Genomic DNA, 24,200 nt, shown 5'->3' on the forward strand with positions numbered 1-24,200 from the left:
GCCGAAAAAGTGTACAAAAATAGAGTGCCGGAAATATTGGTGTGAAAGACACACCGAGAAAAACTTGACACATACAATAATTCGGTGAAAGTTGACAAGTTTATCATGATACAGTATGATTTGTACATAATTCGATAAAAAAGTGAATCGTGCAGAGATGGAGAGGAGTATCTGTTATCGCCTATTTTAAGCGAGTCCAGGTTGGTGTAAGCTGGATAATAGGGGTACAGAGAAAGGCGCTCCGGAGCATTTTTATAAAGTGGCTCAAACGTTTGAGCAAATAGGGTGGAACCGCGGTGAAAGCCGTCCCTATGTCTTATGAATAAGGCATAGGGACGGCTTTTAATTTTACTAATTTTAGGAGGAATGAATCGATATGAATATCCAGAATATGATATTAACGCTTCAAAAATATTGGTCGAATCAGAATTGTATTTTAATGCAGGCTTATGATGTAGAAAAAGGTGCAGGAACCATGTCTCCAATGACTTTACTTAGAAGTTTAGGGCCAGAGCCTTGGAACGTAGCTTATGTGGAACCATCCAGGAGACCCGATGATGGTCGCTATGGTGAAAATCCAAATAGATTGTACCAACACCATCAATTCCAAGTCATTATGAAACCATCTCCCGATAATATCCAAGAGTTATATTTAGACTCTTTAAAAGCATTAGGTATTAATCCATTAGAACATGATATTCGTTTCGTTGAAGATAATTGGGAAAATCCTACATTAGGTGCTGCTGGTTTAGGATGGGAAGTATGGCTTGATGGAATGGAGATTACCCAGTTCACTTATTTTCAGCAAATTGGCGGTTTAGAAGCAAATCCAGTTGCTGTAGAGTTAACCTATGGGATAGAAAGATTAGCTTCTTACATTCAAAATAAAGAAAACGTATTTGAACTCGAATGGAATAATGGTGTTACGGTTCACGATATTTTTTATCAGCCTGAGTTCGAACATTCTAAATATACGTTTGAAGAATCCAATACAGAAATGTTATTCGATTTGTTTACGATGTATGAGAAAGAAGCAAAAGCAACAATGGAAAAAGGACTTGTCTTTCCAGCTTACGACTATGTACTAAAATGTTCCCATACTTTTAATTTATTAGATGCAAAAGGGGTCATTTCTGTAACGGAACGTACAGGTTATATTTCACGAATTCGTAATTTGGCACGAAAAATTGCGAAAGCATATGTTGCTGAACGTGAACGTCTTGGATTTCCTATGCTAAAGAAGGAGGAGAAATAAATGGCGAAAAATGTATTATTTGAAATTGGTTTAGAGGAATTACCCGCTCGCTTTATTGATGATGCTGAAAAGCAATTATATGAAAAAACAGCAAAATGGTTAACGGATTTACGCATCTCCTCAGATAATATTAAAACATATTCTACCCCAAGAAGATTAGCTGTTTTAGTTCAAAACATGGAAGAATTTCAAGAAAGTGTTGAAGAAGAAGTGAAAGGTCCATCCGAAAGTATCGCAAAAGATTCAGAAGGCAATTGGACGAAAGCAGCTATTGGCTTTACAAAAAGTCAAGGAAAAACGGTAGACGATATTTATTTTAAAGAAGTTAATGGGATCTCTTATATCTACGTGAAAAAACATATTGAAGGTCAAAAAACCTTCGAATTACTTCCAGAATTTAAAAATATAATCACGTCCATTCAGTTTGGAAAGAATATGCGATGGTCTACGCAAACAATGAGATATGCTCGTCCTATTCGTTGGCTTGTTGCACTATACGGTGAGGAAGTGGTTCCGTTTGAGGTGGCGACAGTTAAAACAGGTAATAAAACATTTGGTCACAGGTTCCTAGGAAATGAAATAACTATCCAAGAACCACAACAATATGAATCTTTATTACGTGAAGAATATGTGATTGTGGATTCAAATGAACGTGAACAAATGATACTAGATCAAATAAAGAACATGGAAGAAAAAGAGAATGTTATGATTCCCATTGATAAAGACCTTTTAAATGAGGTACGTAATTTAGTAGAGTATCCTACCGTATTTGTAGGATCATTTGAGGAAGAATACTTAAAATTGCCGTCTGAAGTATTAATTACTTCTATGAAAGAACATCAAAGATATTTTCCTGTCATGTCTAATGACAATGAATTATTAGCAAAATTCATAGGTGTTCGAAACGGGGATAACCAATCCATTTCCACAGTAGTTAAAGGAAATGAAAAGGTACTGCGTGCTAGATTATCAGATGCTGAATTTTTCTATGAAGAAGACCAAAAACAATCTATTGATTTCTATTTAGAGAAATTACAACGTGTTGTTTTCCAAGAAAAATTAGGAACCTATTCGGATAAAGTTAATCGTGTTGTTTCCCTTACAAAAGAGATTTGTAATGAATTGCATCTGGATGAAATAACGATGAATAAAGCAATCAGGGTAGCTGAAATTAGCAAATTTGATTTAATGACGAATATGGTAGATGAATTTACAGAACTTCAAGGAATTATTGGAGAAAAATATGCCACTATTTTTGGTGAAGATGAAGAAATAGCTAAGGCGATAAGAGAACATTATTTACCAAAACAGGCTAACGGAGATTTACCAGAAACTCAAATAGGATCCATTGTTAGTATAGCTGATAAATTAGATACCATTGTAGGTTGTATTTTAATTGGTTTAGTACCAACTGGTTCTCAAGATCCTTATGGTTTACGTCGACAAGCTACAGGAATATTACGGATTTTAAGCGATAAAAAATGGAACATTTCTTTAGAATCTCTTCTAGAAATAGCTAAATCTACCTATAAAAATACTGAAATTGAAATTCATGATAAAGCAGAAGTTACACACACATTAAAAGAGTTTTTCCAACATCGTGCTTCTTATCTATTAAAAGAAAACAATGTTGAGTCTGATGTCATTCAAGCTGTAACGGATAATGGAATTGGTGTTTATGTATTTACAGAGAAAAAAGCAAGAGTACTATCCGAAAAACGAAATGATCCAAACTTCAAATCGATTGAAGAAGCATTAGTGCGAGTACTAAACTTAGCTGGCAAAACGGAAAATATGAATATTGATACAAAGTTGTTTGAAACAGAGTCTGAAAAAGTTTTATTTGAAACGTACCAAAATATTGTTACAGATTACAATCACGCTTTAAACAACTTTGATGCGGATGGGGCGTTATTACAATTAAGTCATTTATCCAATCCAATACATGATTTCTTCGATAACAATATGGTAATGGCTGATGATGACAATGTCCGAAATAATCGTTTGGCATTAGTGAATCATATTGCAAATATGATTAAAAATTACGCTGAATTAACATTAATTGAGTGGAAACAACATCAATAAATAAAGGCGGCAGTGCTCTTACAGGCTAAGAACGCAACGCCTGCCTGTCTTTCTTAAGAAAATATTTAATTTAGACTTTCTTAGTGAATTAATGATAACCTAAATTCCCTTTCTATTTTAAATAGTATATAATTATTCTTATTAGTGTGTTTTTTTATTAGTAAGGTGGTGAAAGGGTGGAATTATCGAAAAGGCAAGAGGAGATTATTGAGATAGTTAAAGAAAATGGCCCAATAACCGGAGAAAATATTGCGGAAAAGTTAAGCTTAACTCGCGCAACATTACGTCCAGACTTAGCCATTTTAACAATGTCCGGATTTCTCGATGCAAGACCGAGAGTAGGTTATTTTTACACAGGCAAAACTGGATTTGAATTATTATCAGAGAAAATAAAGAAATATAAAGTAGCTGAATTTCTACAAATTCCTATTGTCGTAAAAGAAGATGTTTCTGTTTATGATGCAATTTCTACGATGTTTCTAGAAGATGTCGGAACCCTATTTGTACTAAATGAAAAAGGTTGCTTATCTGGTGTTTTGTCTCGAAAGGATTTATTACGCGCAAGCATTGGACAACAAGATCTTAACAGTGTAGCTGTCCACATAATTATGACGAGGATGCCTAACATTACGGTTTGTCGAAAAGATGATTCTTTAATCGATGTTGCGCAGAAACTAATCAATAAACAAATTGATGGAATGCCAGTAGTAAAAGACGATGAAAAAGGCTTAACAGTTGTTGGAAGAGTAACAAAAACAACGATTACAAGAGTTTTTGTTGAGCTCGCTTCAGCAAAAATTGTTTAATTTGTATGAATGGAGAGGTAGTTATGAGTTCCGAACGACTTGTTTATGTTATATCGGATTCTGTTGGGGAAACTGCTGAATTAGTAGTGAAAGCAGGTTTAAGTCAATTTAATAGTCAAGATTATAAAATTTCACGGATTCCGTATGTAGAAGATCAACAAACCATTGACGAAACGTTACAATTAGCCATAGAAAATAATGGCCTAATCGGTTTTACTTTGGTTAATCCAACATTAAGAAATTATTTAAATGATCAAGCAAGAAAGCTAAAAATAGAAGCAATTGATATTATGGGACCCATGATTAGCGCGATGGAACGTGTTTTTAAAAAAGAGCCTAGACTAGAAGCTGGATTAGTTCATAAACTTGATGAAGATTATTTTAAACGAGTAGAGGCAATAGAGTTCGCTGTGAAATATGATGATGGTAGAGATCCACGAGGGATTGCAAGAGCCGACATTATACTCATCGGGGTTTCACGTACTTCCAAAACTCCACTGTCACAATATTTAGCTCATAAAAGATTAAAGGTTGCCAATGTACCAATTGTACCTGAGGTAGATCCGCCAGAAGAATTGTTCGAGGTGGATCCAGCCAAATGCATCGGTTTAAGAATCCGACCAGAAAAACTTAATGAAATTAGAAAAGAACGTTTAAAAGCATTAGGTTTGGGAAATCAAGCAACATATGCAAATATTGATAGAATTTCTCAAGAACTTGACTATTTTAATAAAATAGTGGAAAGAATAGGTTGTAACGTAATAGACGTCTCTAATAAAGCAGTTGAAGAAACTGCAAATGTGATTTTACAAAAGATCCACAAGTAATGATAATAAATAATTGATGAAAAACATTCTACTCACATGGCGGTTGTAGAATGTTTTTCTTCTGATTAAAAAAAAGTTAAAGATTTTTATAGAAATTCTATTGAAATTGTATTATAATAATAATTTGTGTAAAGATATATAGTAATGTTAGTTTACTTAGACATATTCTGAAAAATAAAACATCTATGATAAAGAAGGAATCTTACAATATTATGTAGAAATATATTATAAGTCAATTAAAGGGATTCCTTATAGATTATTTACTATCCTTTCATTATTCACTCAACTAGGGTAGAAATTTTTTTCTAGTTTTAAGAAAAAAATGTCGAAATATGAAGGGATATTATAATTTTTGTCGAATACTTAAAGTATGGTGGTTCAAATGGCCTATCAAATCCCAGAGGAAATGATTGAGGAAGTTCGTAAGTCTAATGATATTGTGGATGTTATAGGAGAGTATGTACAGTTAAAAAAACAAGGTAAAAACTTTGTTGGTCTCTGTCCATTCCATGGTGAGAAGACACCTTCTTTTTCCGTGACACAAGATAAACAAATTTTCCATTGTTTTGGTTGTGGAAAAGGTGGAAACGTCGTTACGTTTATGATGGAAATGGAGAAGTTTTCCTTTATTGAAGCAATCACCCATTTGGCCGAGCGTTGTGGGATAAATCTTCCTATTACAAGCAGTCAAAACGAGTTTACTATATCCCAAGAAAGTCAAAATATATTAACCGCTTATGATTGGTTAACGAAACTATATCATCATTTATTGAGATATACAAGGGATGGTAAAGAAGGGTATCAATATTTAATTGAAAGAGGAATAAATGATCACGCAATTGATGAATTTCAGTTAGGTTTTGCTACGACTGCAAAAAGTTTTACCGCAGAGTTTTTGAAGAAAAAGGGATTCAATCAAGCTTTACTGGTAAAAGAAGGTTTACTTTCTTTACAAAATGACAATAGTGTAACTGACCGATTTAGAGGAAGAATTATATTTCCTATTCGCAATCACCTAGGCAAAACCGTAGCATTCGGAGGAAGATTACTAGCAGACGGTGGACCAAAATATTTGAACAGTCCGGAAAGTGAGTTATTCCAAAAAGGAAAAATTTTATATAATTTTGATTTAGCAAAGAAACATATTCGTAAGGAAAATGAAGTAATATTATTTGAAGGGTATATGGATGTTATTGCTGCTTATCAGGCAGGAATTAAAAATGTAGTTGCTACATTAGGTACCGCATTAACGGAAACACAGGCTAAATTATTAAAACGATATGTTGATACGGTAGTTGTTTGTTATGACGGGGATAAAGCTGGACTTGAAGCGACATATAAAGCAGTTCGATTACTTCAAAGTGTAGGATGCCAAGTCAAAATAGCTAATTTAAAAGAAGGCTTAGACCCAGATAGTTATATAAAACTTAATGGGGGAGAGGCTTTCCAAAACAAAGTATTGGATACGAGTGAAACCTACTTAAGTTTTTACATGCGATATCTGAAGAAAGATTATAATCTTCATGTGGAAGGAGATCGCATTGATTATATAGAAAAAGTAATAAGGGAAATTTCAACCGTTAATAGTTTGGTCGAAAGAGAATATTATTTAAAGGACCTTCATAATGAATTTAATATCTCTATGGAATCACTTACAGAAGAAGTGGAAATCCAGAGAAGGAGATATAAAGACCAATCTCGAAATAAGGATAATTCATCTGGATACAGTCATAATAATAGAGCAAATATTCAACATAACAACAAGAAACTATTACCGGCATATCAAAATGCCGAAAGAAAGTTATTGGCCTACATGCTCCAAGACGAATTAATTGCTGAAAAAGTTCAGGAAGATTTAGGGGCAAGATTTAATTTAGATATGCATAAAATCATTGCCACTCATTTATATGCTTTTTATGAAGAGGGTCATAAGGCAGATGTTAGTTTATTTATAGAAAGATTGAAAGAACCTGAATTACAAAAGTTAGCATCAGAGATAGCCATGTATCCTACATTGGAGAACATAAGTGATCAAGAAATTAGTGATTATATACGAATTATTAAGGTTCAAAATGATGATTATGTTCATATTCAAACATTAAAAGAGGAACAAAGATTAGCTGAACAACAAAGTGATCCATTAAAAGCTGCCCAAATTGCAATGCAAATTATTGAAATTAAAAAGCAATCGAAACGCACAAATTAATTTTTTCTATGGAATTGGAAGGAGGGGGACTCATGGCTGATAAAGAACAATCACAACAAATTAAAGAAACTGAACAAACTCTTGAGCAAATTAAAGAGGGTTTAATGGAATTAGGAAAAAAACGGGGAACTTTAGCATATGAAGAGGTTGCGGACCGTTTATCTAATTTTGAGATTGAATCAGATCAAATGGATGAGTTCTATGAACAATTGGAAGAACAAGGTGTCGAAGTAATAGGTGAATCTGAAGATGATCCTAATATGAAGGAAATTGCTAAAGAAGAAGAATTCAATGTAGAGGATTTAAGTGTACCTCTTGGAATAAAAATAAATGATCCCGTAAGAATGTATTTGAAAGAAATTGGCCGTGTTAATTTACTTTCCGCAGCAGAAGAGATTGAACTTGCAAACCGCATAGAAGAGGGCGATGAGGAAGCAAAAAGAAGACTAGCTGAAGCTAACTTAAGACTGGTTGTAAGTATCGCTAAGAGATATGTTGGACGTGGAATGTTATTTCTCGATTTAATTCAAGAAGGTAACATGGGTCTGATGAAAGCTGTTGAAAAGTTTGATTATCGAAAAGGTTTTAAATTTAGTACGTATGCTACTTGGTGGATACGTCAGGCCATTACTAGAGCAATTGCGGATCAAGCTAGAACCATTCGTATTCCAGTTCACATGGTTGAAACGATTAATAAATTAATTCGAGTGCAACGTTCGCTTTTACAAGATCTTGGTAGGGAACCAACTCCAGAAGAAATCGGCGAAGAAATGGAACTAGCACCTGATAAAGTCCGAGAGATTCTAAAGATTGCTCAGGAACCTGTTTCATTAGAAACTCCTATTGGAGAAGAAGATGATTCCCATTTAGGTGATTTTATTGAAGATCAGGAAGCTATTTCGCCATCAGATCATGCTGCATATGAACTTCTTAAAGAACAATTAGAAGATGTTCTTGATACGCTTACGGATAGAGAAGAGAATGTTTTACGACTTCGTTTTGGTCTTGATGATGGACGTACTCGAACACTTGAAGAAGTAGGCAAAGTTTTTGGTGTTACTCGAGAACGTATCCGTCAAATTGAAGCTAAGGCTTTACGTAAACTTAGACACCCTAGCCGCAGTAAGCGACTAAAAGACTTTATGGACTAAATAGTTGTAGTCATTGGAAACGACTTTAGTTTTCAATGGCTCTTCTCTTTGTTAATTTTGTTTTTTCAGGGAAGGACTTTATATGCCTGACAACAATCGTATCAATATCATTGTTAATGAAATAAATTATTGGAAGCGTAATAAATTGCTGCCCGATACATACTGCGATTACCTTTTAGCATTGTATACGAAGGGAGAGAGCGATGATTTTTCTAAATCAAGCTCGTTCCAAACGGTGATTCCAATTTTGCAACTCGTACTATGTACGTTACTGTTACCGTTTTCTTTTCTTGTGATATATTTTACGAGATTTGAAGATGTTTTGCAACTCACGATTTTATTTCTTTTTCTTATTTACGCAATATGGTGTTTTAAATCCTTAAAGAAACATACAAACAATTTGTCTCATGTAGCTCTCGTAAACGCTTTATTTATTATGCTTTTGTTTAGTATTCATTTAGGAAAAACTTTGGCAAGTGGTAATTTTTTTGTCTATATTACAATTTTATTAAATTTTATTTGTTGGTTCTTTTTGGGTTATATAAAACAGTTAAAGTATTTAAAATATGCAAGTATTATTGGCCTGATTTTTGCCATTTTATATTATTTTATAAAATTTATTATCTAAATTCTTTAAACTTAGATGATTTTCGAGTAAACTATATATAGCCTTAATAAAAACCATTAAAAACTTGGCATTCGCCAAGTATTTGGTGAATGTCATAGTTGCACTTATGTAGATAGGAGTTTTTTTAACTTTCTGTTTACTAAAGAAAAAAGGGGATTACATAAGGAGGAAACGTAATGAAAAAGAACCCAGTCATACCATACGCAATTATTGCTGTAGTAGGGGTACTAGCTATCATTATTATTTCATTTATTGGGGTGAATCAACGAGAAGCGATTCAACAGGCAGAAGAAGGCGGAGAACAAGCTGTTGAAGAAGGAGAAGCATCAACTGATCCTGAAGAAATCTTTTCTGCTAACTGTTCTTCATGCCACGGTGCAGATTTATCCGGTGGAGCAGGTCCGGAGTTAACGACAATTGGGTCTAAATACAGTGCTGATGAAATTTCAGAAATTATCCAAAATGGTACAGATGGAGGAATGCCTCCATTTGGTGGATCACTTGCCCCAGAGGAAATAGAATTACTATCTGATTGGCTTAGTGAAAAACAATAATAATAAAGTTAAGCTTTCTGTTATAATCAGAAAGCTTTTCTTTTTGCTTGTTTGGAAAGTATAATAATGATTAAATTTAAAAGTCTGGACTAGCTTGGAAGGAGAGAACCATGACAATTACGATAAATTTATCCAGTCGATTAACTGAAGTAGCAAACTTTATTAATAAAGGTGCAAAATTTGCAGATATTGGTTCAGATCATGCTTATTTACCTTGTTATATATGCCTAAAAGACAAAACAGCTCGTGCCATTGCTGGAGAAATAAATGAAGGACCTTTTAATAGTGCGAAGAATATGGTAAGTGCTACTAAACTCAATGATGTTATTGAAGTGCGATTAGGGAATGGTTTGGAGATCATAACACAAGATGATAACATTGATCATGTTGTTATTGCTGGAATGGGTGGATCCTTAATTAAAACGATTTTAGAAGAAGGTAAGAAAAAACTTACTGATGTTAAACGTATCATTGCCCAGCCCAATATCGATGCTAGAAATGTACGGCGATGGTTTGTAAGTAATAATTTTAAAATTATAAATGAATCCATTATAGAAGAAAACGGCCATATTTATGAAATAATTGTTGCTGAACAAACAAAATCTTTACAAATGGACATACTTAATGAAAAAGAACTATTATTTGGTCCAATATTATTAAGAAACAAAAAAAGTGAATTTTATAAGAAGTGGCAGCATGAATATGAAAAAATGCAACAAGTTGTAGCACAAATGAAAAGTGCAAAGGTACGTAACACTGAAAAAATAGTACAGTTTGAAAAAGAATTAGTATGGATGGAGGAGGAACTATAAGATGAAAAAGCATCCAATTAATAATTCTAATGTATTTCAATTAATGGAGAAATGGGCACCCAAACATTTAGCATATGATTGGGACAATGTTGGATTACAGGTAGGTTCGTATCATCAAAATGTGAATAAAATAATGGTTACATTAGATGTATTAGAAACAGTTGTTGATGAGGCGATCCAGAAAGGGGTAAATTTAATTATTGCCCATCATCCCTTACTATTTAAACCTATCAAGCAAATTAACTTTGACTCCCCACAAGGAAGATTGATCAGAAAATTGATTGATCATCAAATTACGGTATACGCGGCTCACACTAATCTAGATGCTGCTATTGGTGGTGTAAATGATATGCTTTGCCAATCCATTGGAATACAATCCACAAGTAATTTGATAGATACATTCACACAGCGTTTACTTAAGATAGTTGTATATGTTCCAAAGACCCATGAAGAGGAAATTAGAAATGCCCTATCTGATAGTGGTGCTGGACATATTGGAAATTATAGTCATTGTACTTTCCAAACAAAAGGTGAAGGAACATTTAAACCATTGGAGGGGACAAATCCTTATATTGGCACAACTAATCAATTAGAGTTAGTAGATGAAGTTCGAATCGAAACTATTCTACCCGAAGAGAAACTTAATAAAGTCATTTCGTCCATATTAAAGGCTCATCCATATGAGGAGCCAGCATACGATATATATCCTCTAAAAAACAGTGGAAAACGTTTTGGGATTGGTCGCGTTGGTCTGTTACCTCAAAAAATAACCCTTGAAAAGTTATGTTCTCAAATTAAAAAATCTCTTAATATCTCAGGATTAAGGGTTACTGGTGATTTACAGAAAGAAGTTAAGAAGGTTGCAGTGTTAGGTGGAAGTGGAGAGAAATATATCCATACAGCTAAACAAAAAGGTGCGGATGTTTATATTACTGGAGATATGTCTTTTCATACAGCACAGGATGCTTGGCAAATGGGGTTATCTGTCATTGATGCTGGCCATTATATAGAAAATATTATGAAAAAACATACTGTGGAATATTTAAAAAATGAATTAAAACATCATCCTTCTGTAGAAATTCTTATGTCTGAAATAAACACCGATCCCTTTCAGTTTGTTTAGGAAGATAAAAACTTTCTTATCCGGTAATAGTACAACTAAGGCATTTGCTAATAGCAAAGTATTTAAAAAAGGAGCATTTATTATATGACAGAAAATCAATTTGAACAATTAGATTTAAAACCTAATATACTTGAAGTCATTCATCATTTAAAATTTAAGAAGCCTACTGAAATTCAGGAGAAAATTATTCCAAAAATTATAAAAGGAAATAGTGTTATAGGTCAATCGAGAACAGGATCTGGAAAAACCCATGCCTATTTACTGCCCCTATTTAATCAATTAGATAGTACAAAAAGGGAAGTACAATTTGTCATTACTGCCCCTACTAGAGAATTGGCAATGCAAATCTATGATGAAGTGAAGAAAATCATCCAACTTTCTAATAAAGAAGGAGAATGGGTAGCTAAGTTATTAGTAGGTGGAACAGACAAACAAAAAATGATGGAAAAATTAAAGCAGCCTCCACATATTATCGTAGGAACGCCTGGGAGAATTTTAGATTTAGTTAAAGAAGAGGCGCTTTCGATATATTCCGCAAAATCCTTCGTTATAGATGAGGCGGATTTAATGCTAGATCTAGGGTTTATTAACGATGTAGACCAACTTTTGGTACGAGCAAAAAGGGATATTCAATTATTGGTATTTTCAGCTACAATCCCTGTACGATTACAGAATTTTTTTAAAAAGTATTTAGAAAATCCGATTTATGTCAAAGTAAATGATCATTTTTCACCGGAAACAATGGAGCATTTATTAATTGCGGTTAAACATAAAGAAAAAGCGGATATTATTTTGGAAATTTCAAAAGCGATCAATCCTTATATTAGCATTATTTTTACGAATGGTAAGAAACAAGCAGATGAACTTGCATCTGAACTGCAAGAAAAAGGTATAGACGTAGGGATTATTCATGGTGGTTTAACACCTAGAGAAAGAAAACGAGTACTTAAAGATATCCAAAATCTTCGGTACCAATACATTGTTGCTACAGATCTGGCTGCAAGAGGAATTGATATTAAGGGTGTTAGTCATGTTATTAACGCAGACCTACCGAAAGAAGAAGAATTTTATATTCATAGGGTTGGAAGAACCGCAAGAGCAGGTATGGAAGGCACGGCTATAAGTTTATACCAAGAAGCCGACTTAAAACTAATCCAAAAACTTGAAGATAAAGGTCTTTCATTCCAATATGTGGGTGTTAAAAATGGTGAATGGACGAAAGCAAAATCATGGAATGACCGTCAATTAAGAAAGAATACAACCACTGAACTTGAAAAAGAAGCTTGGAAAAGGGTTCCGAAAGCAAAAAAAGTAAAACCCGGCTATAAGAAAAAACTAAAAAAGCAGCAAGTCTCTATAAAAAAACAATTGCAAAAAAATACGAAGCATAAAAAATAGAAATAAACAGAGATGAAATGAAGAGGGAGAGTGTATCGATTTTGTTAAAAATTGGATCACATGTATCAATGAATGGTAAAAAAATGTTATTAGGTTCAAGTGAAGAAGCTACATCCTATGGAGCAAATACCTTTATGATTTATACAGGTGCACCCCAAAATACGCGAAGGAAACCAATAGAAGAGTTGAATATTGAGGCTGGTCAAGAACATATGGAAAAGAATGGTCTCACGGATATCATCGTACATGCGCCTTATATTATAAATATTGGAAATACGACAAAACCAGCAACTTTTGAACTTGGTGTTAACTTCTTAAGAAGTGAAATCGAACGTACAGAGGCTATTGGAGCGAAACAAATTGTTCTACACCCCGGTGCACATGTTGGAGCAGGGGTTGATAATGGAGTTAAAAAGATCATTGAAGGGTTAAATGAAGTTCTTGAAAAAAATAATGATGTACAGATTGCTTTAGAAACTATGGCCGGTAAAGGAACTGAAATTGGACGTACATTCGATGAAATTGCTCAAATTATCGATGGGGTTACCTTGAATGAAAAATTATCCGTTTGTATGGATACTTGTCATATTCACGACGCCGGATATGATATTGTAAATGATTTTGATGGGGTTTTAAATGAATTTGATAAAATCATTGGTGTGGAAAAAATAAAAGTTGTACATGTAAATGATAGTAAAAATGAGAAAGGAGCTCATAAAGACCGCCATGAAAATATTGGTTTCGGCCATATTGGATTTAAAGCGTTACATTATATTATCCACCACCCTCAGTTTCAAGAGTTGCCTAAAATATTAGAAACTCCGTATGTTGGTGAAGACAAGAAAAATAAAAAGGCTCCATATCGATTTGAAATTGAAATGATTAAAAATGGCCAATTTGAAGAAAACTTAAAGGAAAAAATACAAAATAGTTAATAACAAAGGCGCAAGCGCGCTTACAGGCTAAAACGCGACGTCCTGTGCTTCGTAGCGACGTACAAACTGGAGCACTCCGCAATGAGATAAAGGAAACACGGTGAGGTACGAACCGGTGTTGACTTTCATCACAAGGGTATAAGTGCGACTAAGCCTCTGGTTTCACCAATCGGCAAGTCTTCTTTATCGTAGTGGAGGAGTGTGAAGTTTGGGACTGCGCTAACGCTCGTCCCACCAAAAAAATCTGCTAGTCGCTGGGCGCTGTAGCCGGACGTGGTCTTTCTTAAGACAAGATTTAATAAACTGCATTATTATGCTTTCTTATTTAAATTAAAAATAGGGGTAACCTAAGGTTAGCCCTATTTTTATTCAAATAAATATTCTAATCCATAAGACTTAATAAGTTCATTAAGTAATTTTCTTGCTGCCCTTGCTGTTTCTAAATCAGTAATATTTGCTAATTCCCTAAACATCGCTTCTCGATCATCGTGTTTAAATGGATCACCATTATAATGTTTTAAATAGTGGGATATCTGCTTAGCCTGTTCCTTTGAAATAGAGAAACCGTACTGATGAGAGTGATCTAATAAATCGTTATAACTTATTTGTTTAAGCTTCCTCCGTACTAATTCTTTGATGATAATGGACATTTTCGTACCTCCTTTAAAAAGAACCTGTTGTACTATATATGCATTCATTAAGATAAAATAAACTTGTATTATGAAATAAAACTACCTTTTAACTATGTTTCCACAAACTAACATTATAAACTTGAGGGGATTCCATACACTATAAATGCACCTCGACTAAAAAAGGAGGTCATTACCCATGGCGGATTATAAAGATATAGAAAATGCTCCAAGACGCGGTGAAGAGGCTAAAAATCAGGATTTTGTTGAAATAGAACCTGATAGCTCTAGAAATGAGGAATTTGCTGCAGAGTTTACAGCCGATGATTATGCTGTAAATGATAATGACGATGCTGATGTAAATAGTATGTATGGATGGATTGGTCTAGCTTTATCGATTATTTCCTTCTTTGTTTGGCCAATCGTTCTAGGTGCAGCAGGTATCATTTTAGGGTTTGTCTCTAGAGCCCGTGGTGCTGATACTTTAGGAAATATTGCAATTGCTGCAGGAGCAATTTCTATATTAGTAACCTTATTTATATTGCCTTTCGTTTAGATTAAAAATGGAGACTAAATACAGTCTCCATTTTTATTTATATAGCGGAAAATAATAGTAATTCTCTGGCTCCATGGAATTTGGATCTATATTGGGATTCAATTCTTGAAAATCATTTATAATTTTTTCAAAAGGTACTTTTATTTTTCCTTCATTTAAATCTTTAATAATAGATAATACAGTGTCCCCCCATTCAACTTTTACTTTTATTATCGTGTATTGACTATCCTTTGTTATAAAAGTTTCTATATCTTGGTACTGATTAATCATATCATCTCCTAACGATAAATCTTTATATATACTTGCTACTAGCAGTATAATGAACATATATAGAATTAATCGTTTGGAAAAGGACATATTTAATTTCTCCTTTTTTAATACCTAAGAAAACTGTTTTTCGTTGTCTGCCTGAGAGCTTGGATTTTTAAAATGAAACTTAATCTCAATTTTTTCGTATAATAAATATAAAGGAGGGGTGTAATTGGAAATTTTTGAATTAGTATGGATTGGCTTTGTTTTAACAGGTATAGGGTCATTGTTTTTAATCGGTGAAGTGTTAGTAAATGCTAGAGGAATTTTTGGTTTATTGGGAATTGGTTTTATTACCATTTATTTTGGTGCGTATGTTGTAGAAACAAGTTTCTTTATAATTATGCTTATTTTATACTTTTTAGGACTAATACTAATCATTATTGATGGAAAAATTCTAAATGATGGTACATTAGCGACTATTGGTGTAGCCATTATGCTAGTTTCCGTTGCTTTAGTAGCACCTTCATTTACCTCGGGGTTGTACGCTGTACTTGGAGTAATTTTAGGTACTGCAGGCTCTTTTTTATTCTTAAAAGTCTTTAAGAAGCGGGAAATGTGGACAAAAATAGCTTTAAAGGATCAATTAACAAGTGAGGAAGGATATAACTCCTTGAACAAGGAATATGAAAAACTTTTAGGTCAAAGTGGAATCACCAAAACAGATTTACGCCCTGTTGGAACAATCGAAGTAAATAAAAAGGATTATAGCGCGGTATCTAACGGACAATGGATCGAGAAAAATACCCATATACAAGTAATTCAGGTTGATGGGACAAAAATATTAGTTGAAAAAATCAAATCGTAACAACGTAAAAGACTGCAAGTTAAGAGTCCTAAAGAGAAGTGTATTTGGGATCTTGAAATAACAGTCTTTTTTATTGTTATTTTTGAAGGTAGAGTAATAATTCGTTTTTGTTGATGATTGTAAATTTAATGTAAAATTATGACGAAATATCTTTACAAGGAATTAACCTAACCTTAAGATAGAGTAGGGTTTTTTAATTAATGATAATCGGATGAAAGGATGTAATATCATTGGATGTAGATATTCAGACACTACTCTTTGAATTTTTTGGTGGACTTGGGATCTTCCTTTTAGGTATTAAATTTATGGGAGATGGTTTACAAAAGTCTGCAGGTGATCGATTAAGAGATATACTTGATCGATTTACAAGTAATCCTTTCCTTGGCGTGCTTGCCGGAATGGTTGTAACGATGTTAATTCAAAGTAGTTCAGGTACGACCGTATTAACAGTAGGGCTTGTTAATGCAGGTTTTATGACATTAAGACAAGCAATTGGTGTTATTATGGGAGCGAATATTGGAACAACTATTACCGCTTTTATTATTGGTATTGATATTGGTGAATATGCTTTACCAATTCTTGCAGTAGGTGCATTTTTAATCATTTTCTTTAAGAAACCAATTATTACTGCACTAGGACAAGCTCTTTTTGGTTTTGGTGCTTTGTTTTATGGCTTAGAGTTAATGAGTAGTGGTATGAAACCCTTACGTTCACTTGAGGCTTTTCATGAATTAACAGTAAGTATGAGTGATAATCCAATTCTTGGTGTTATCATCGGAACAGTCTTTACATTAATCGTACAAAGCTCAAGTGCAACGGTTGGTATTTTACAAGGACTATTTTCTGAAGGAGCTATAGCTTTAGACGCAGCTATTCCTGTTTTATTTGGTGATAATATTGGAACAACAATTACTGCGGTGTTAGCAGCAATCGGCGCTTCTGTTGCGGCAAGACGAGCAGCGTTGACTCACGTAATTTTTAATGTGATGGGTTCTATTATTTTTCTTATATTATTAATTCCATTTGTAGCCTTTGTATCATTCTTACAGACAAAATTAAATTTGAATCCAGAAATGACGATTGCATTTGCACACGGAAGCTTTAATGTTATGAACACGATTATACAATTTCCGTTTATAGCTGGATTGGCATGGATTGTTACGAAAATAATCCCAGGTAAAGATACGACTATTGAATATAAACCAAAATTCTTGGATCCGATTTTCATTGAGAGATCTTCTGCTTTAGCTTTAGATCAAGCGAAAAAGGAAATAGCCCGAATGGGAGAATATGCTTGTAAAGGTCTAGAAGAATCCAATCGATATTTAACTACAAGTTCTCAAAAACATTCAGATATGGCTATGCAAATTGAGGGAGCCATAAATAACCTAGATCGTAATATTACAGAATATTTAGTGACGGTATCAGGAAGATCTCTATCTGAACAGGAAAGTGAAAAACATACAGCATTAATGAACTCCGTCCGTGATATTGAACGAATAGGGGATCACTTTGAAAATTTAATTGAGTTGGTGGATTACAAAATTTCTAATAAAGTCCAAATTTCAGATAAGGCGATGGGTGAGTTAAACACTATGTTTGACTTAACTAATATGACTGTTAAACAAGCTGTAGATGCTTTAAGTGAGTCTGATAGAGAGAAAGCCTTAGAAGTTGTTCAACGAGAAGAAGAAATTGATAAGATGGAAAGAGATTATCGTAAGCGACATATTATTCGTATGAATAAAGGGCTTTGCAGTGGTTCAGCAGGTATAGTATTTGTTGATATCATAAGTAATTTAGAGCGTATTGGTGACCACGCAGTGAACATTGCTGAGTATGTTTTAGGTCATCATGATTAAAATAAAAGAGAAGGGATAAAACCTTCTCTTTTTTAATTGCAAATAAGAATAAAAGGTGATATTATAATAGACGTTGTTTATGTTTGTCGAGATTAATAAATAGTGTTGACAAACGAAAAAATACATGGTAAATTTTATATCGTTGTTAAATATTAACATTTCACTATTCCACAGTAGCTCAGTGGTAGAGCAATCGGCTGTTAACCGATCGGTCGTAGGTTCGAATCCGACCTGTGGAGCCAAAGTGGCGGCGTAGCTCAGATGGCGAGAGCGTACGGTTCATACCCGTGAGGTCGTGGGTTCGATCCCCTCCGCCGCTACCATTTTATTATTTAGTCACATGGCGGTCGTGGCGAAGTGGTTAACGCACCGGATTGTGGCTCCGGCATTCGTGGGTTCGATTCCCACCGATCGCCCGTTTATAAACTGGACCCTTAGCTCAGTTGGTTAGAGCTATCGGCTCATAACCGATCGGTCGCAGGTTCGAGTCCTGCAGGGTCCACCATATAATATCATATCACGGAGGTATACCCAAGTCTGGCTGAAGGGATCGGTCTTGAAAACCGACAGGCGGGTCAAACCGCGCGGGGGTTCGAATCCCTCTACCTCCTTTTTGCGAGAAAACAAGTATATAATATACTTGTTTTTTATTTGCGTAAATTTTTATCCCTCTTAATCGGGCAGTAAAACTAGTTGGGAGATCAACTGCCCGTAAAGGTCCGATAAGTATGACTAACCATAAGTGGGAGATGAAAGAAAACCCCGCTTATGGAAGTCTTCTTGATTTAACTATTTTTCATCTTTGTAAGGCAAAATATTTGCAACTATGTGATAGCAATGATAATCTTCTAGTTAAAGGGTGATAAACCTGAATTATCCATTTTAAATTTATTAAGGGAGGAAGATTTTTATGGCTAAATTTGAATTACCAGAATTACCATATGCATATGATGCATTAGAACCAACAATTGACAAGGAAACAATGAATATTCATCATACGAAACACCATAACACTTATGTAACAAATCTAAATGCAGCTGTTGAAGGAATTTCCGAATTAGAAGGAAAATCAGTTGAAGAATTAATCAGTAATTTAGATGCTGTTCCAGAAGCAAAACGTACAGCGGTACGCAATAATGGTGGTGGACATGCTAACCATAGTTTATTCTGGAAAGTTTTATCACCAAATGGTGGTGGTGAACCAACTGGTGAACTAGCTGAAAAGATTAATGCTAAATTTGGTAGCTTCGACAAATTCAAAGAAGAGTTTGAAAATGCTGCTAAAACACGTTTTGGTTCTGGCTGGGCTTGGCTAGTATCCAATAACGGTGAATTAGAAGTTATGAGCACTCCAAACCAAGATTCTCCACTTATGGAAGGTAAAACTCCTTTATTAGGTGTAGACGTTTGGGAACATGCATACTACCTAAAATATCAAAACAGACGCCCTGAATACTTAGCAGCATTTTGGAATGTTGTTAACTGGGATGAAGTAGCTAAAAACTACAAAGGTTAATAGCAAGTAATTTAAAAACACGTGGTATTTTACCACGTGTTTTTTTGCATATCTGACAATTATTCGCCAAGACTAACTTATTAAAGGAGTAGTTAGATATGGCGAAATTCATTCAAGCATTTGAAAACAAAATGGACGTTAATCGTGATTTATTATTACTATTACTAATAGGTGGCCTTTATTCCTTAGGTATTTTTCTTTCCAATACGTTTGTCAATATCTATTTATGGAGACAATCCGGAGATTATATTACGATTGCAGTTTATAATCTAGGAATTAATCTATTTCAAGCTCTAACCTTTATATTAGCAGGAAGGTTAGCTAAAAAAGTTGATCGGATTATAGTCCTAAGATTAGGTGTTATATTTTTGTCTGTGTTTTTCCTAAGTGTATTAATTATTGGAGAGAAAGCTTCTTATTTTAATTTTTTATTAGGTTGTTTATTAGGGATAGGTTATGGTTTTTATTGGTTAGCTTTTAATGTATTAACTTTTGAAATTACGGAACCGGATACAAGAGACTTTTTTAATGGGTTTTTAGGAGTTCTTCAATCTTTAGGTGGGATGATTGGTCCACTATTTGCAGGATTAATTATCGCGAAGTTAGACGGTAATGTAGGTTATACAACTATTTTTACTATTTCGTTTATATTATTTATTTTTGCAGTTATATCCAGTTTCTTTTTGAAACGAAGAAGTGCAAAAGGGGACTTTTACTTTAGAAGAATTCTATATGAGAGGAAAAATAATAAAAACTGGAGCAGAATATTATACGCTCATTTTTTTCAAGGTATACGAGAAGGAGTATTTGTTTTTGTTATATCTATTTGGGTGTTTATTGTAACAAAAAGTGAGTTTGCTTTGGGTACCTTCAACTTAGTTCTATCCGGGTTATCGGCCGTATTATATTTTATTGTGACTAAATATATAAAACCGGCGAGGAGAAAAAAAGCTATCCTAATCGGTGCTCTTCTTTTGTATATCTCGATTTTTATTATTTTATTTAATGTAAATTATTTATTACTTATTTTATATGCCATAGTCATAGGTATTGCTTATCCGATTATAAATGTACCCTATGTTTCTCTGACATATGATGTTATTGGAAAGGCCTGGAAAGCTGGAGAACTAAGAATAGAATATATCGTTGTTCGTGAGTTATTTTTAAATGTGGGAAGGATTGTTTCTGTACTGATTTTCTTACTGGGTGTTTCTCTTTTTGATGCAGAAAAAATCATTCCTATTCTTTTGGTAGTTTTTGGGGCCGGTCATTTAATTATTTATCTATATGTAAGGAATATATCAATGGGTAGTTCTTCTCGAAAGGAAATATTAATGAAAGAGCAATTAACTGACGAAAAAGATCGGTAAATATGGTAAAATGTCTATGATTGATTGCATTTTAAATTTTGGGGGAGAACATATGTCAAAAATACGGAAGAAAAAGAAAAAGGCACAATTACCCTTCCGAATAAATATATTGTTCTTTGTTATCTTCTTGTTGTTCTCTGTTTTGATTTTGCAACTTGGTGTAGTTCAAATTTTAAATGGAGAAGCTTTTCAAAAAGAAATAGAAAGAACAATTCAAGATACAACGAAAATTCCTGTACCAAGAGGGAAAATCTATGACCGTAACCATAACCTTATCGTGGATAATGAGCCAGTCTACTCTATTACGTATACACCAGAAAAAGGAGTTCAAGCTGAAGATCGACTCAAAGTAGCAAAGCGATTAGCCGATTTTATTACGCTTGTACCTAAGGATGAAAATCCAGAAAAATATTTGGACAAAAAATTAACAGAAAGAGATTTAAAAGAATACTGGTATTTGTTAAATAAAAAAGAGGCAGATAGCAGACTTTCTGAAAAAGATATAGAAGAGTTGAGTAATGCAGAGGCTTATAATAAAACGTTAGATTTAATTACGGAAGAAGAAATAAGTAATTTTTCTCTTCATGATAAAGAGATTATCGCTATTAAAAAAGAGATAGACAAAGCTTATTCCTTAAGTCCACAAATTGTTAAAAATGAAGGAGTAACAGCAGAAGAATATGCTTTAGTTTCTGAACACTTATCTGAACTTCCAGGAATTAATGCTACAACGGATTGGAATCGTAATTATCCTTATGGTGAAACATTACAGAGTTTGTTAGGTGCTGTCACGACACAGGAAGAAGGTATCCCTGCTGAGAAAAAAGACTATTTCTTAACGCGAGGTTACAGTAGGAATGATCGTGTTGGAAAAAGTGGATTGGAACAATATTATGAAGATGTATTAAGGGGAAGAAAAGAGCAAATTGAATATACAACAACAAAAAATGGTGTTATTGTTGGTTCTGATACAGTTGTAGAGGGACAGCGCGGTAAAGATTTAGTATTAACGATTGACATGGATTTTCAGAAAGAAGTAGATAAAATTGTACAAGAGGAATTATTGGCCGCAATAAGAAAACATCCTGGTGCAAATAGACATTTAGACCAAGCTCTTGCGGTTGTGATGAATCCGAAGACTGGTGAATTACTAGCTGTATCTGGTCAACGTTATGATCGTTCTGAAGGGAAATTTCATAATGAATCATTCAGGACTTTATATGATTCACACCGTCCTGGATCAACTGTAAAGGGAGCAACGGTATTATCTGGTTATGAATCAGGTGTTATTAAACCCGGACAGACTTTTTACGATAGTCCAATTAAAATAGCGGGTACACAAAAGAAATCATCTTGGAAAAATTTAGGTACGGTAAGTGACTTAGATGCGTTAAAGTTTTCTTCAAACGTATATATGTTCTATATTGCTTTAAGAATGGGTGGGGATTATCGTTACCCATTTCCAAATAACAAAACTGCTTCAATAGATACCAATGCATTTCAGCAATTTCGCCATTATTTTGCGCAATTTGGTCTAGGATCTAGTACAGGAATTGATTATCCGTATGAAGCTACAGGATATGTTGGAACTGAGCTCATAGGAGGAAAACTGTTAGACTTTGCGATTGGTCAGTTTGATACGTATACTACTATGCAATTAGCTCAATATGTTTCCACTATTGCTAATGACGGGTATCGTGTTAAACCACATTTCTTAAAAGAAATACGAGAGTCAAATGGTACAGATGAAACATTAGGTTCCGTCTATCGTGTTGAAAATTCAACAGTACTTAATCGAATAGAAATGGATCATATTGACCGAGTGCAGGAAGGGTTTAGAAGAGTTTTTCAAGTGCCTGGAGGAACAGCATACTCTTACTTTGCGGGTAAAAGCTATAACCCGGCTGGTAAGACTGGAACAGCTCAAAGTGATTATTATGATCCTAAAACAGAAACATTATATACAACGGAGAATCGTTCCTTAGTTGGATATGCTCCATTTGATAATCCTGAAATTGCCTTCGCAATCATTGTACCTAACTTAGGGCCGAATGTTAGTGGACAATATCCTGTTAATAATGTAATTGGTGAACGGATTTTGGACACTTATTTTGAAATGAAACAAAAAGAAGACAAACTAGGCGATAAGATTAAAGACGAAAATCATGAGGAAGAAAATACTCAATAAAAAATCATAAACCTCTTTGAGGTTTATGGTTTTTTAGCAAGAAGAAAATTTTATCCCACGGGCAATAAGACTCCTGCCTGAGGAACAAGGAAGGCAGGTGGGTAATCAACTGCCCGTAAAGGTCCATTAAAGAAAAGGAAGCGTGGATTTTCCACGCTTCCTTTTCTTTAATAATTCATTAATGCTTGTGCTAATTCATAGTAGCTCATGTCACTAGTTACTTTTGTTTCTTTAGCTTTTACTTTTAAGCTATAGTCATGTTTTTCAAGGTATTTTGTGAAATCGGAAGCCTTATCGATAATTCCATTTTCCTCAAGAAGGTTGCTAATAGAAGAAGTTGGCATTCCAGATTCGACATTTAAAACATAAGATTTATTTTCATCTTCTTTTTTATCTTCTTTTTCATCTTTTTTTGCTTGTTCATCGTCAGTTTCTTTTACTTCTTTCTCTTTATCCTTGCTTTCATCTTTCTTTTCGGATTTCTCTTTGTCAGAATTCTTATCCGCCTCATCAGAATTTTGCTCTGGTTTATTCTCATTTGGATTAACAGTCATAGCAATATATTCATCATTTGAAACCACATGATAGCCTTCCTCTTCTATAATAGGAATTAATTCTTCAGCTGATAGGTTGTTTTCCTTATTATTATCGGAAATGAGAACTACACCTAACATAATAATTCCTGCTGTTAACAATCCAAGTGAGAAAAATCTCACAAGTTGCTTCATTTAAATCACCTTTAATTCCTTATTATTTATATCTTTTCTATACCATCAGACAGTAATTCTTCTTCCAATATCTTAACTTTTTTCTTCATTTGATATGTATCCTGCATTGTTGTAATGGAAAGTTGTTCCACCTGACTTTCTAGTTCTTCTATTCTATCATTCATGAAAAATGATAATACAAAAAGAACAACCGCCACAGCTAAAATAGAAACTACTGCATAAATCATCTGTATTCCTCCTTTACCATTATTAGTTATAACATAGAATGATACTGGATACCAATGGTAATTATAGGTTTAGCTAAAATTCATTCTTAAACTCAAATAAAATATTCGAAATATAGTTCGCTTTTTTGGTGGTTTGTTAAATATTTTAAATCTATGTGTAAAATAGTTCTCGGGGATTTGAAACAAAATTCTAGAAAAAAAAGAAAAGGCGCTCTATCATAAATGTA

21 protein-coding genes, 5 tRNA genes and 1 other annotated feature are annotated in these 24,200 nt (G+C 33.9%); of the genes, 22 read left to right on the forward strand and 4 right to left on the reverse strand.

Features of this window, described 5'->3' with window-relative positions; translation table 11 throughout:
• Positions 1-145: 145 nt before the first annotated feature.
• Positions 146-314, forward strand: a binding site (T-box leader).
• Between the two features lie 62 nt (positions 315-376).
• The 11 genes from glyQ to ACFQ18_RS16750 all read left to right on the forward strand — a co-directional run bounded on the left by glyQ (position 377) and on the right by ACFQ18_RS16750 (position 13,780).
• Positions 377-1,255 carry a glycine--tRNA ligase subunit alpha gene (gene glyQ, locus ACFQ18_RS16700; protein WP_060668337.1) on the forward strand — a complete coding sequence of 293 codons (879 nt, stop codon included), beginning with the start codon at positions 377-379 and terminating at the stop codon, positions 1,253-1,255.
• Positions 1,256-3,340, forward strand: a complete 2,085-nt coding sequence (glyS, locus tag ACFQ18_RS16705; RefSeq protein ID WP_204798718.1) for a glycine--tRNA ligase subunit beta — start codon at positions 1,256-1,258, stop codon at positions 3,338-3,340.
• A gap of 176 nt (positions 3,341-3,516) precedes the next feature.
• Positions 3,517-4,146 (forward strand): helix-turn-helix transcriptional regulator, encoded by a 630-nt coding sequence (locus ACFQ18_RS16710; protein ID WP_047183806.1) that lies wholly within the window; start codon positions 3,517-3,519, stop codon positions 4,144-4,146.
• 23 nt (positions 4,147-4,169) lie between these two features.
• The gene (locus ACFQ18_RS16715) at positions 4,170-4,973 is read left to right on the forward strand and encodes a pyruvate, water dikinase regulatory protein (RefSeq protein ID WP_047183807.1); all 804 of its coding nucleotides are present in this window, start codon (positions 4,170-4,172) and stop codon (positions 4,971-4,973) included.
• Positions 4,974-5,355: 382 nt separating this feature from the next.
• Positions 5,356-7,179 (forward strand): DNA primase, encoded by a 1,824-nt coding sequence (dnaG, locus tag ACFQ18_RS16720; RefSeq protein ID WP_060668339.1) that lies wholly within the window; start codon positions 5,356-5,358, stop codon positions 7,177-7,179.
• 32 nt (positions 7,180-7,211) lie between these two features.
• Positions 7,212-8,330 carry an RNA polymerase sigma factor RpoD gene (gene rpoD / locus ACFQ18_RS16725; protein WP_047183809.1) on the forward strand — a complete coding sequence of 373 codons (1,119 nt, stop codon included), beginning with the start codon at positions 7,212-7,214 and terminating at the stop codon, positions 8,328-8,330.
• Positions 8,331-9,134: 804 nt separating this feature from the next.
• Entirely contained in the window at positions 9,135-9,512 is a 378-nt protein-coding gene (gene cccA / locus ACFQ18_RS16730; RefSeq protein ID WP_047183810.1) for a cytochrome c550, read from the forward strand.
• Positions 9,513-9,622: 110 nt separating this feature from the next.
• Positions 9,623-10,324, forward strand: a complete 702-nt coding sequence (locus ACFQ18_RS16735; protein ID WP_052771611.1) for a tRNA (adenine(22)-N(1))-methyltransferase — start codon at positions 9,623-9,625, stop codon at positions 10,322-10,324.
• A gap of 1 nt (position 10,325) precedes the next feature.
• Positions 10,326-11,447, forward strand: a complete 1,122-nt coding sequence (locus tag ACFQ18_RS16740; RefSeq protein WP_047183811.1) for a Nif3-like dinuclear metal center hexameric protein — start codon at positions 10,326-10,328, stop codon at positions 11,445-11,447.
• An 84-nt stretch (positions 11,448-11,531) separates the two neighbouring features.
• Positions 11,532-12,845 carry a DEAD/DEAH box helicase gene (locus ACFQ18_RS16745; protein WP_060668341.1) on the forward strand — a complete coding sequence of 438 codons (1,314 nt, stop codon included), beginning with the start codon at positions 11,532-11,534 and terminating at the stop codon, positions 12,843-12,845.
• 41 nt (positions 12,846-12,886) lie between these two features.
• A complete protein-coding gene (locus ACFQ18_RS16750) occupies positions 12,887-13,780 on the forward strand; it encodes a deoxyribonuclease IV (protein WP_060668342.1) in 894 nt (297 codons plus the stop codon).
• A gap of 365 nt (positions 13,781-14,145) precedes the next feature.
• Here the strand turns inward: ACFQ18_RS16750 and ACFQ18_RS16755 are convergent, their stop codons facing one another.
• Entirely contained in the window at positions 14,146-14,430 is a 285-nt protein-coding gene (locus tag ACFQ18_RS16755) for a DUF2624 domain-containing protein (RefSeq protein WP_047183814.1), read from the reverse strand.
• 178 nt (positions 14,431-14,608) lie between these two features.
• Here ACFQ18_RS16755 and ACFQ18_RS16760 point away from each other — a divergent pair, with 178 nt between their 5' ends.
• Positions 14,609-14,965: a hypothetical protein gene (locus ACFQ18_RS16760; protein WP_047183815.1), complete on the forward strand. Its 357-nt coding sequence runs from the start codon at positions 14,609-14,611 to the stop codon at positions 14,963-14,965.
• 33 nt (positions 14,966-14,998) lie between these two features.
• Here ACFQ18_RS16760 and ACFQ18_RS16765 read toward each other — a convergent pair whose 3' ends face one another.
• Positions 14,999-15,322, reverse strand: coding sequence for a hypothetical protein (locus tag ACFQ18_RS16765; protein WP_204798719.1), 324 nt, complete (start codon positions 15,320-15,322; stop codon positions 14,999-15,001).
• Between the two features lie 124 nt (positions 15,323-15,446).
• Here ACFQ18_RS16765 and ACFQ18_RS16770 point away from each other — a divergent pair, with 124 nt between their 5' ends.
• From ACFQ18_RS16770 to ACFQ18_RS16815, 10 genes are all read left to right on the forward strand, one after another.
• Entirely contained in the window at positions 15,447-16,082 is a 636-nt protein-coding gene (locus ACFQ18_RS16770; protein WP_204798720.1) for an NfeD family protein, read from the forward strand.
• 230 nt (positions 16,083-16,312) lie between these two features.
• Entirely contained in the window at positions 16,313-17,944 is a 1,632-nt protein-coding gene (locus ACFQ18_RS16775; RefSeq protein ID WP_204798721.1) for a Na/Pi cotransporter family protein, read from the forward strand.
• Positions 17,945-18,111: 167 nt separating this feature from the next.
• Positions 18,112-18,186: transfer RNA gene (locus ACFQ18_RS16780), tRNA-Asn, on the forward strand.
• A 4-nt stretch (positions 18,187-18,190) separates the two neighbouring features.
• Positions 18,191-18,267 (forward strand) — tRNA-Met (locus tag ACFQ18_RS16785).
• A gap of 20 nt (positions 18,268-18,287) precedes the next feature.
• A tRNA-His gene (locus tag ACFQ18_RS16790) sits at positions 18,288-18,360 on the forward strand.
• A 12-nt stretch (positions 18,361-18,372) separates the two neighbouring features.
• A tRNA-Ile gene (locus ACFQ18_RS16795) sits at positions 18,373-18,449 on the forward strand.
• 16 nt (positions 18,450-18,465) lie between these two features.
• Positions 18,466-18,555 (forward strand) — tRNA-Ser (locus ACFQ18_RS16800).
• Positions 18,556-18,854: 299 nt separating this feature from the next.
• Complete coding sequence (locus ACFQ18_RS16805; protein ID WP_047183819.1) at positions 18,855-19,460, forward strand: superoxide dismutase; 606 nt, start codon at positions 18,855-18,857, stop codon at positions 19,458-19,460.
• A 98-nt stretch (positions 19,461-19,558) separates the two neighbouring features.
• Entirely contained in the window at positions 19,559-20,830 is a 1,272-nt protein-coding gene (locus tag ACFQ18_RS16810) for an MFS transporter (protein ID WP_060668998.1), read from the forward strand.
• Positions 20,831-20,882: 52 nt separating this feature from the next.
• The gene (locus ACFQ18_RS16815; protein ID WP_204798722.1) at positions 20,883-23,018 is read left to right on the forward strand and encodes a peptidoglycan D,D-transpeptidase FtsI family protein; all 2,136 of its coding nucleotides are present in this window, start codon (positions 20,883-20,885) and stop codon (positions 23,016-23,018) included.
• A 167-nt stretch (positions 23,019-23,185) separates the two neighbouring features.
• Here ACFQ18_RS16815 and ACFQ18_RS16820 read toward each other — a convergent pair whose 3' ends face one another.
• Entirely contained in the window at positions 23,186-23,746 is a 561-nt protein-coding gene (locus ACFQ18_RS16820) for a hypothetical protein (protein WP_047183822.1), read from the reverse strand.
• A gap of 26 nt (positions 23,747-23,772) precedes the next feature.
• Positions 23,773-23,973, reverse strand: coding sequence for a hypothetical protein (locus ACFQ18_RS16825; RefSeq protein WP_047183823.1), 201 nt, complete (start codon positions 23,971-23,973; stop codon positions 23,773-23,775).
• Positions 23,974-24,200 lie beyond the last annotated feature (227 nt).

The sequence above is a fragment of the Oceanobacillus caeni genome, from assembly GCF_042678465.1.
Classification (GTDB): Bacteria; Bacillota; Bacilli; order Bacillales; family Amphibacillaceae; genus Oceanobacillus; species Oceanobacillus caeni.

Excerpts from the sequence above, each read along its gene's own strand:
- glyQ (WP_060668337.1), top strand. The coding sequence starts at position 377 with ATGAATATCCAGAATATGATATTAACGCTTCAAAAATATTGGTCGAAT.
- glyS (WP_204798718.1), top strand. The coding sequence starts at position 1,256 with ATGGCGAAAAATGTATTATTTGAAATTGGTTTAGAGGAATTACCCGCT.
- ACFQ18_RS16715 (WP_047183807.1), top strand. The coding sequence starts at position 4,170 with ATGAGTTCCGAACGACTTGTTTATGTTATATCGGATTCTGTTGGGGAA.
- dnaG (WP_060668339.1), top strand. The coding sequence starts at position 5,356 with ATGGCCTATCAAATCCCAGAGGAAATGATTGAGGAAGTTCGTAAGTCT.
- rpoD (WP_047183809.1), top strand. The coding sequence starts at position 7,212 with ATGGCTGATAAAGAACAATCACAACAAATTAAAGAAACTGAACAAACT.
- cccA (WP_047183810.1), top strand. The coding sequence starts at position 9,135 with ATGAAAAAGAACCCAGTCATACCATACGCAATTATTGCTGTAGTAGGG.
- ACFQ18_RS16735 (WP_052771611.1), top strand. The coding sequence starts at position 9,623 with ATGACAATTACGATAAATTTATCCAGTCGATTAACTGAAGTAGCAAAC.
- ACFQ18_RS16740 (WP_047183811.1), top strand. The coding sequence starts at position 10,326 with ATGAAAAAGCATCCAATTAATAATTCTAATGTATTTCAATTAATGGAG.
- ACFQ18_RS16745 (WP_060668341.1), top strand. The coding sequence starts at position 11,532 with ATGACAGAAAATCAATTTGAACAATTAGATTTAAAACCTAATATACTT.
- ACFQ18_RS16755 (WP_047183814.1), bottom strand. The coding sequence starts at position 14,430 with ATGTCCATTATCATCAAAGAATTAGTACGGAGGAAGCTTAAACAAATA.
- ACFQ18_RS16760 (WP_047183815.1), top strand. The coding sequence starts at position 14,609 with ATGGCGGATTATAAAGATATAGAAAATGCTCCAAGACGCGGTGAAGAG.
- ACFQ18_RS16765 (WP_204798719.1), bottom strand. The coding sequence starts at position 15,322 with ATGTCCTTTTCCAAACGATTAATTCTATATATGTTCATTATACTGCTA.
- ACFQ18_RS16805 (WP_047183819.1), top strand. The coding sequence starts at position 18,855 with ATGGCTAAATTTGAATTACCAGAATTACCATATGCATATGATGCATTA.
- ACFQ18_RS16810 (WP_060668998.1), top strand. The coding sequence starts at position 19,559 with ATGGCGAAATTCATTCAAGCATTTGAAAACAAAATGGACGTTAATCGT.
- ACFQ18_RS16815 (WP_204798722.1), top strand. The coding sequence starts at position 20,883 with ATGTCAAAAATACGGAAGAAAAAGAAAAAGGCACAATTACCCTTCCGA.
- ACFQ18_RS16820 (WP_047183822.1), bottom strand. The coding sequence starts at position 23,746 with ATGAAGCAACTTGTGAGATTTTTCTCACTTGGATTGTTAACAGCAGGA.
- ACFQ18_RS16825 (WP_047183823.1), bottom strand. The coding sequence starts at position 23,973 with ATGATTTATGCAGTAGTTTCTATTTTAGCTGTGGCGGTTGTTCTTTTT.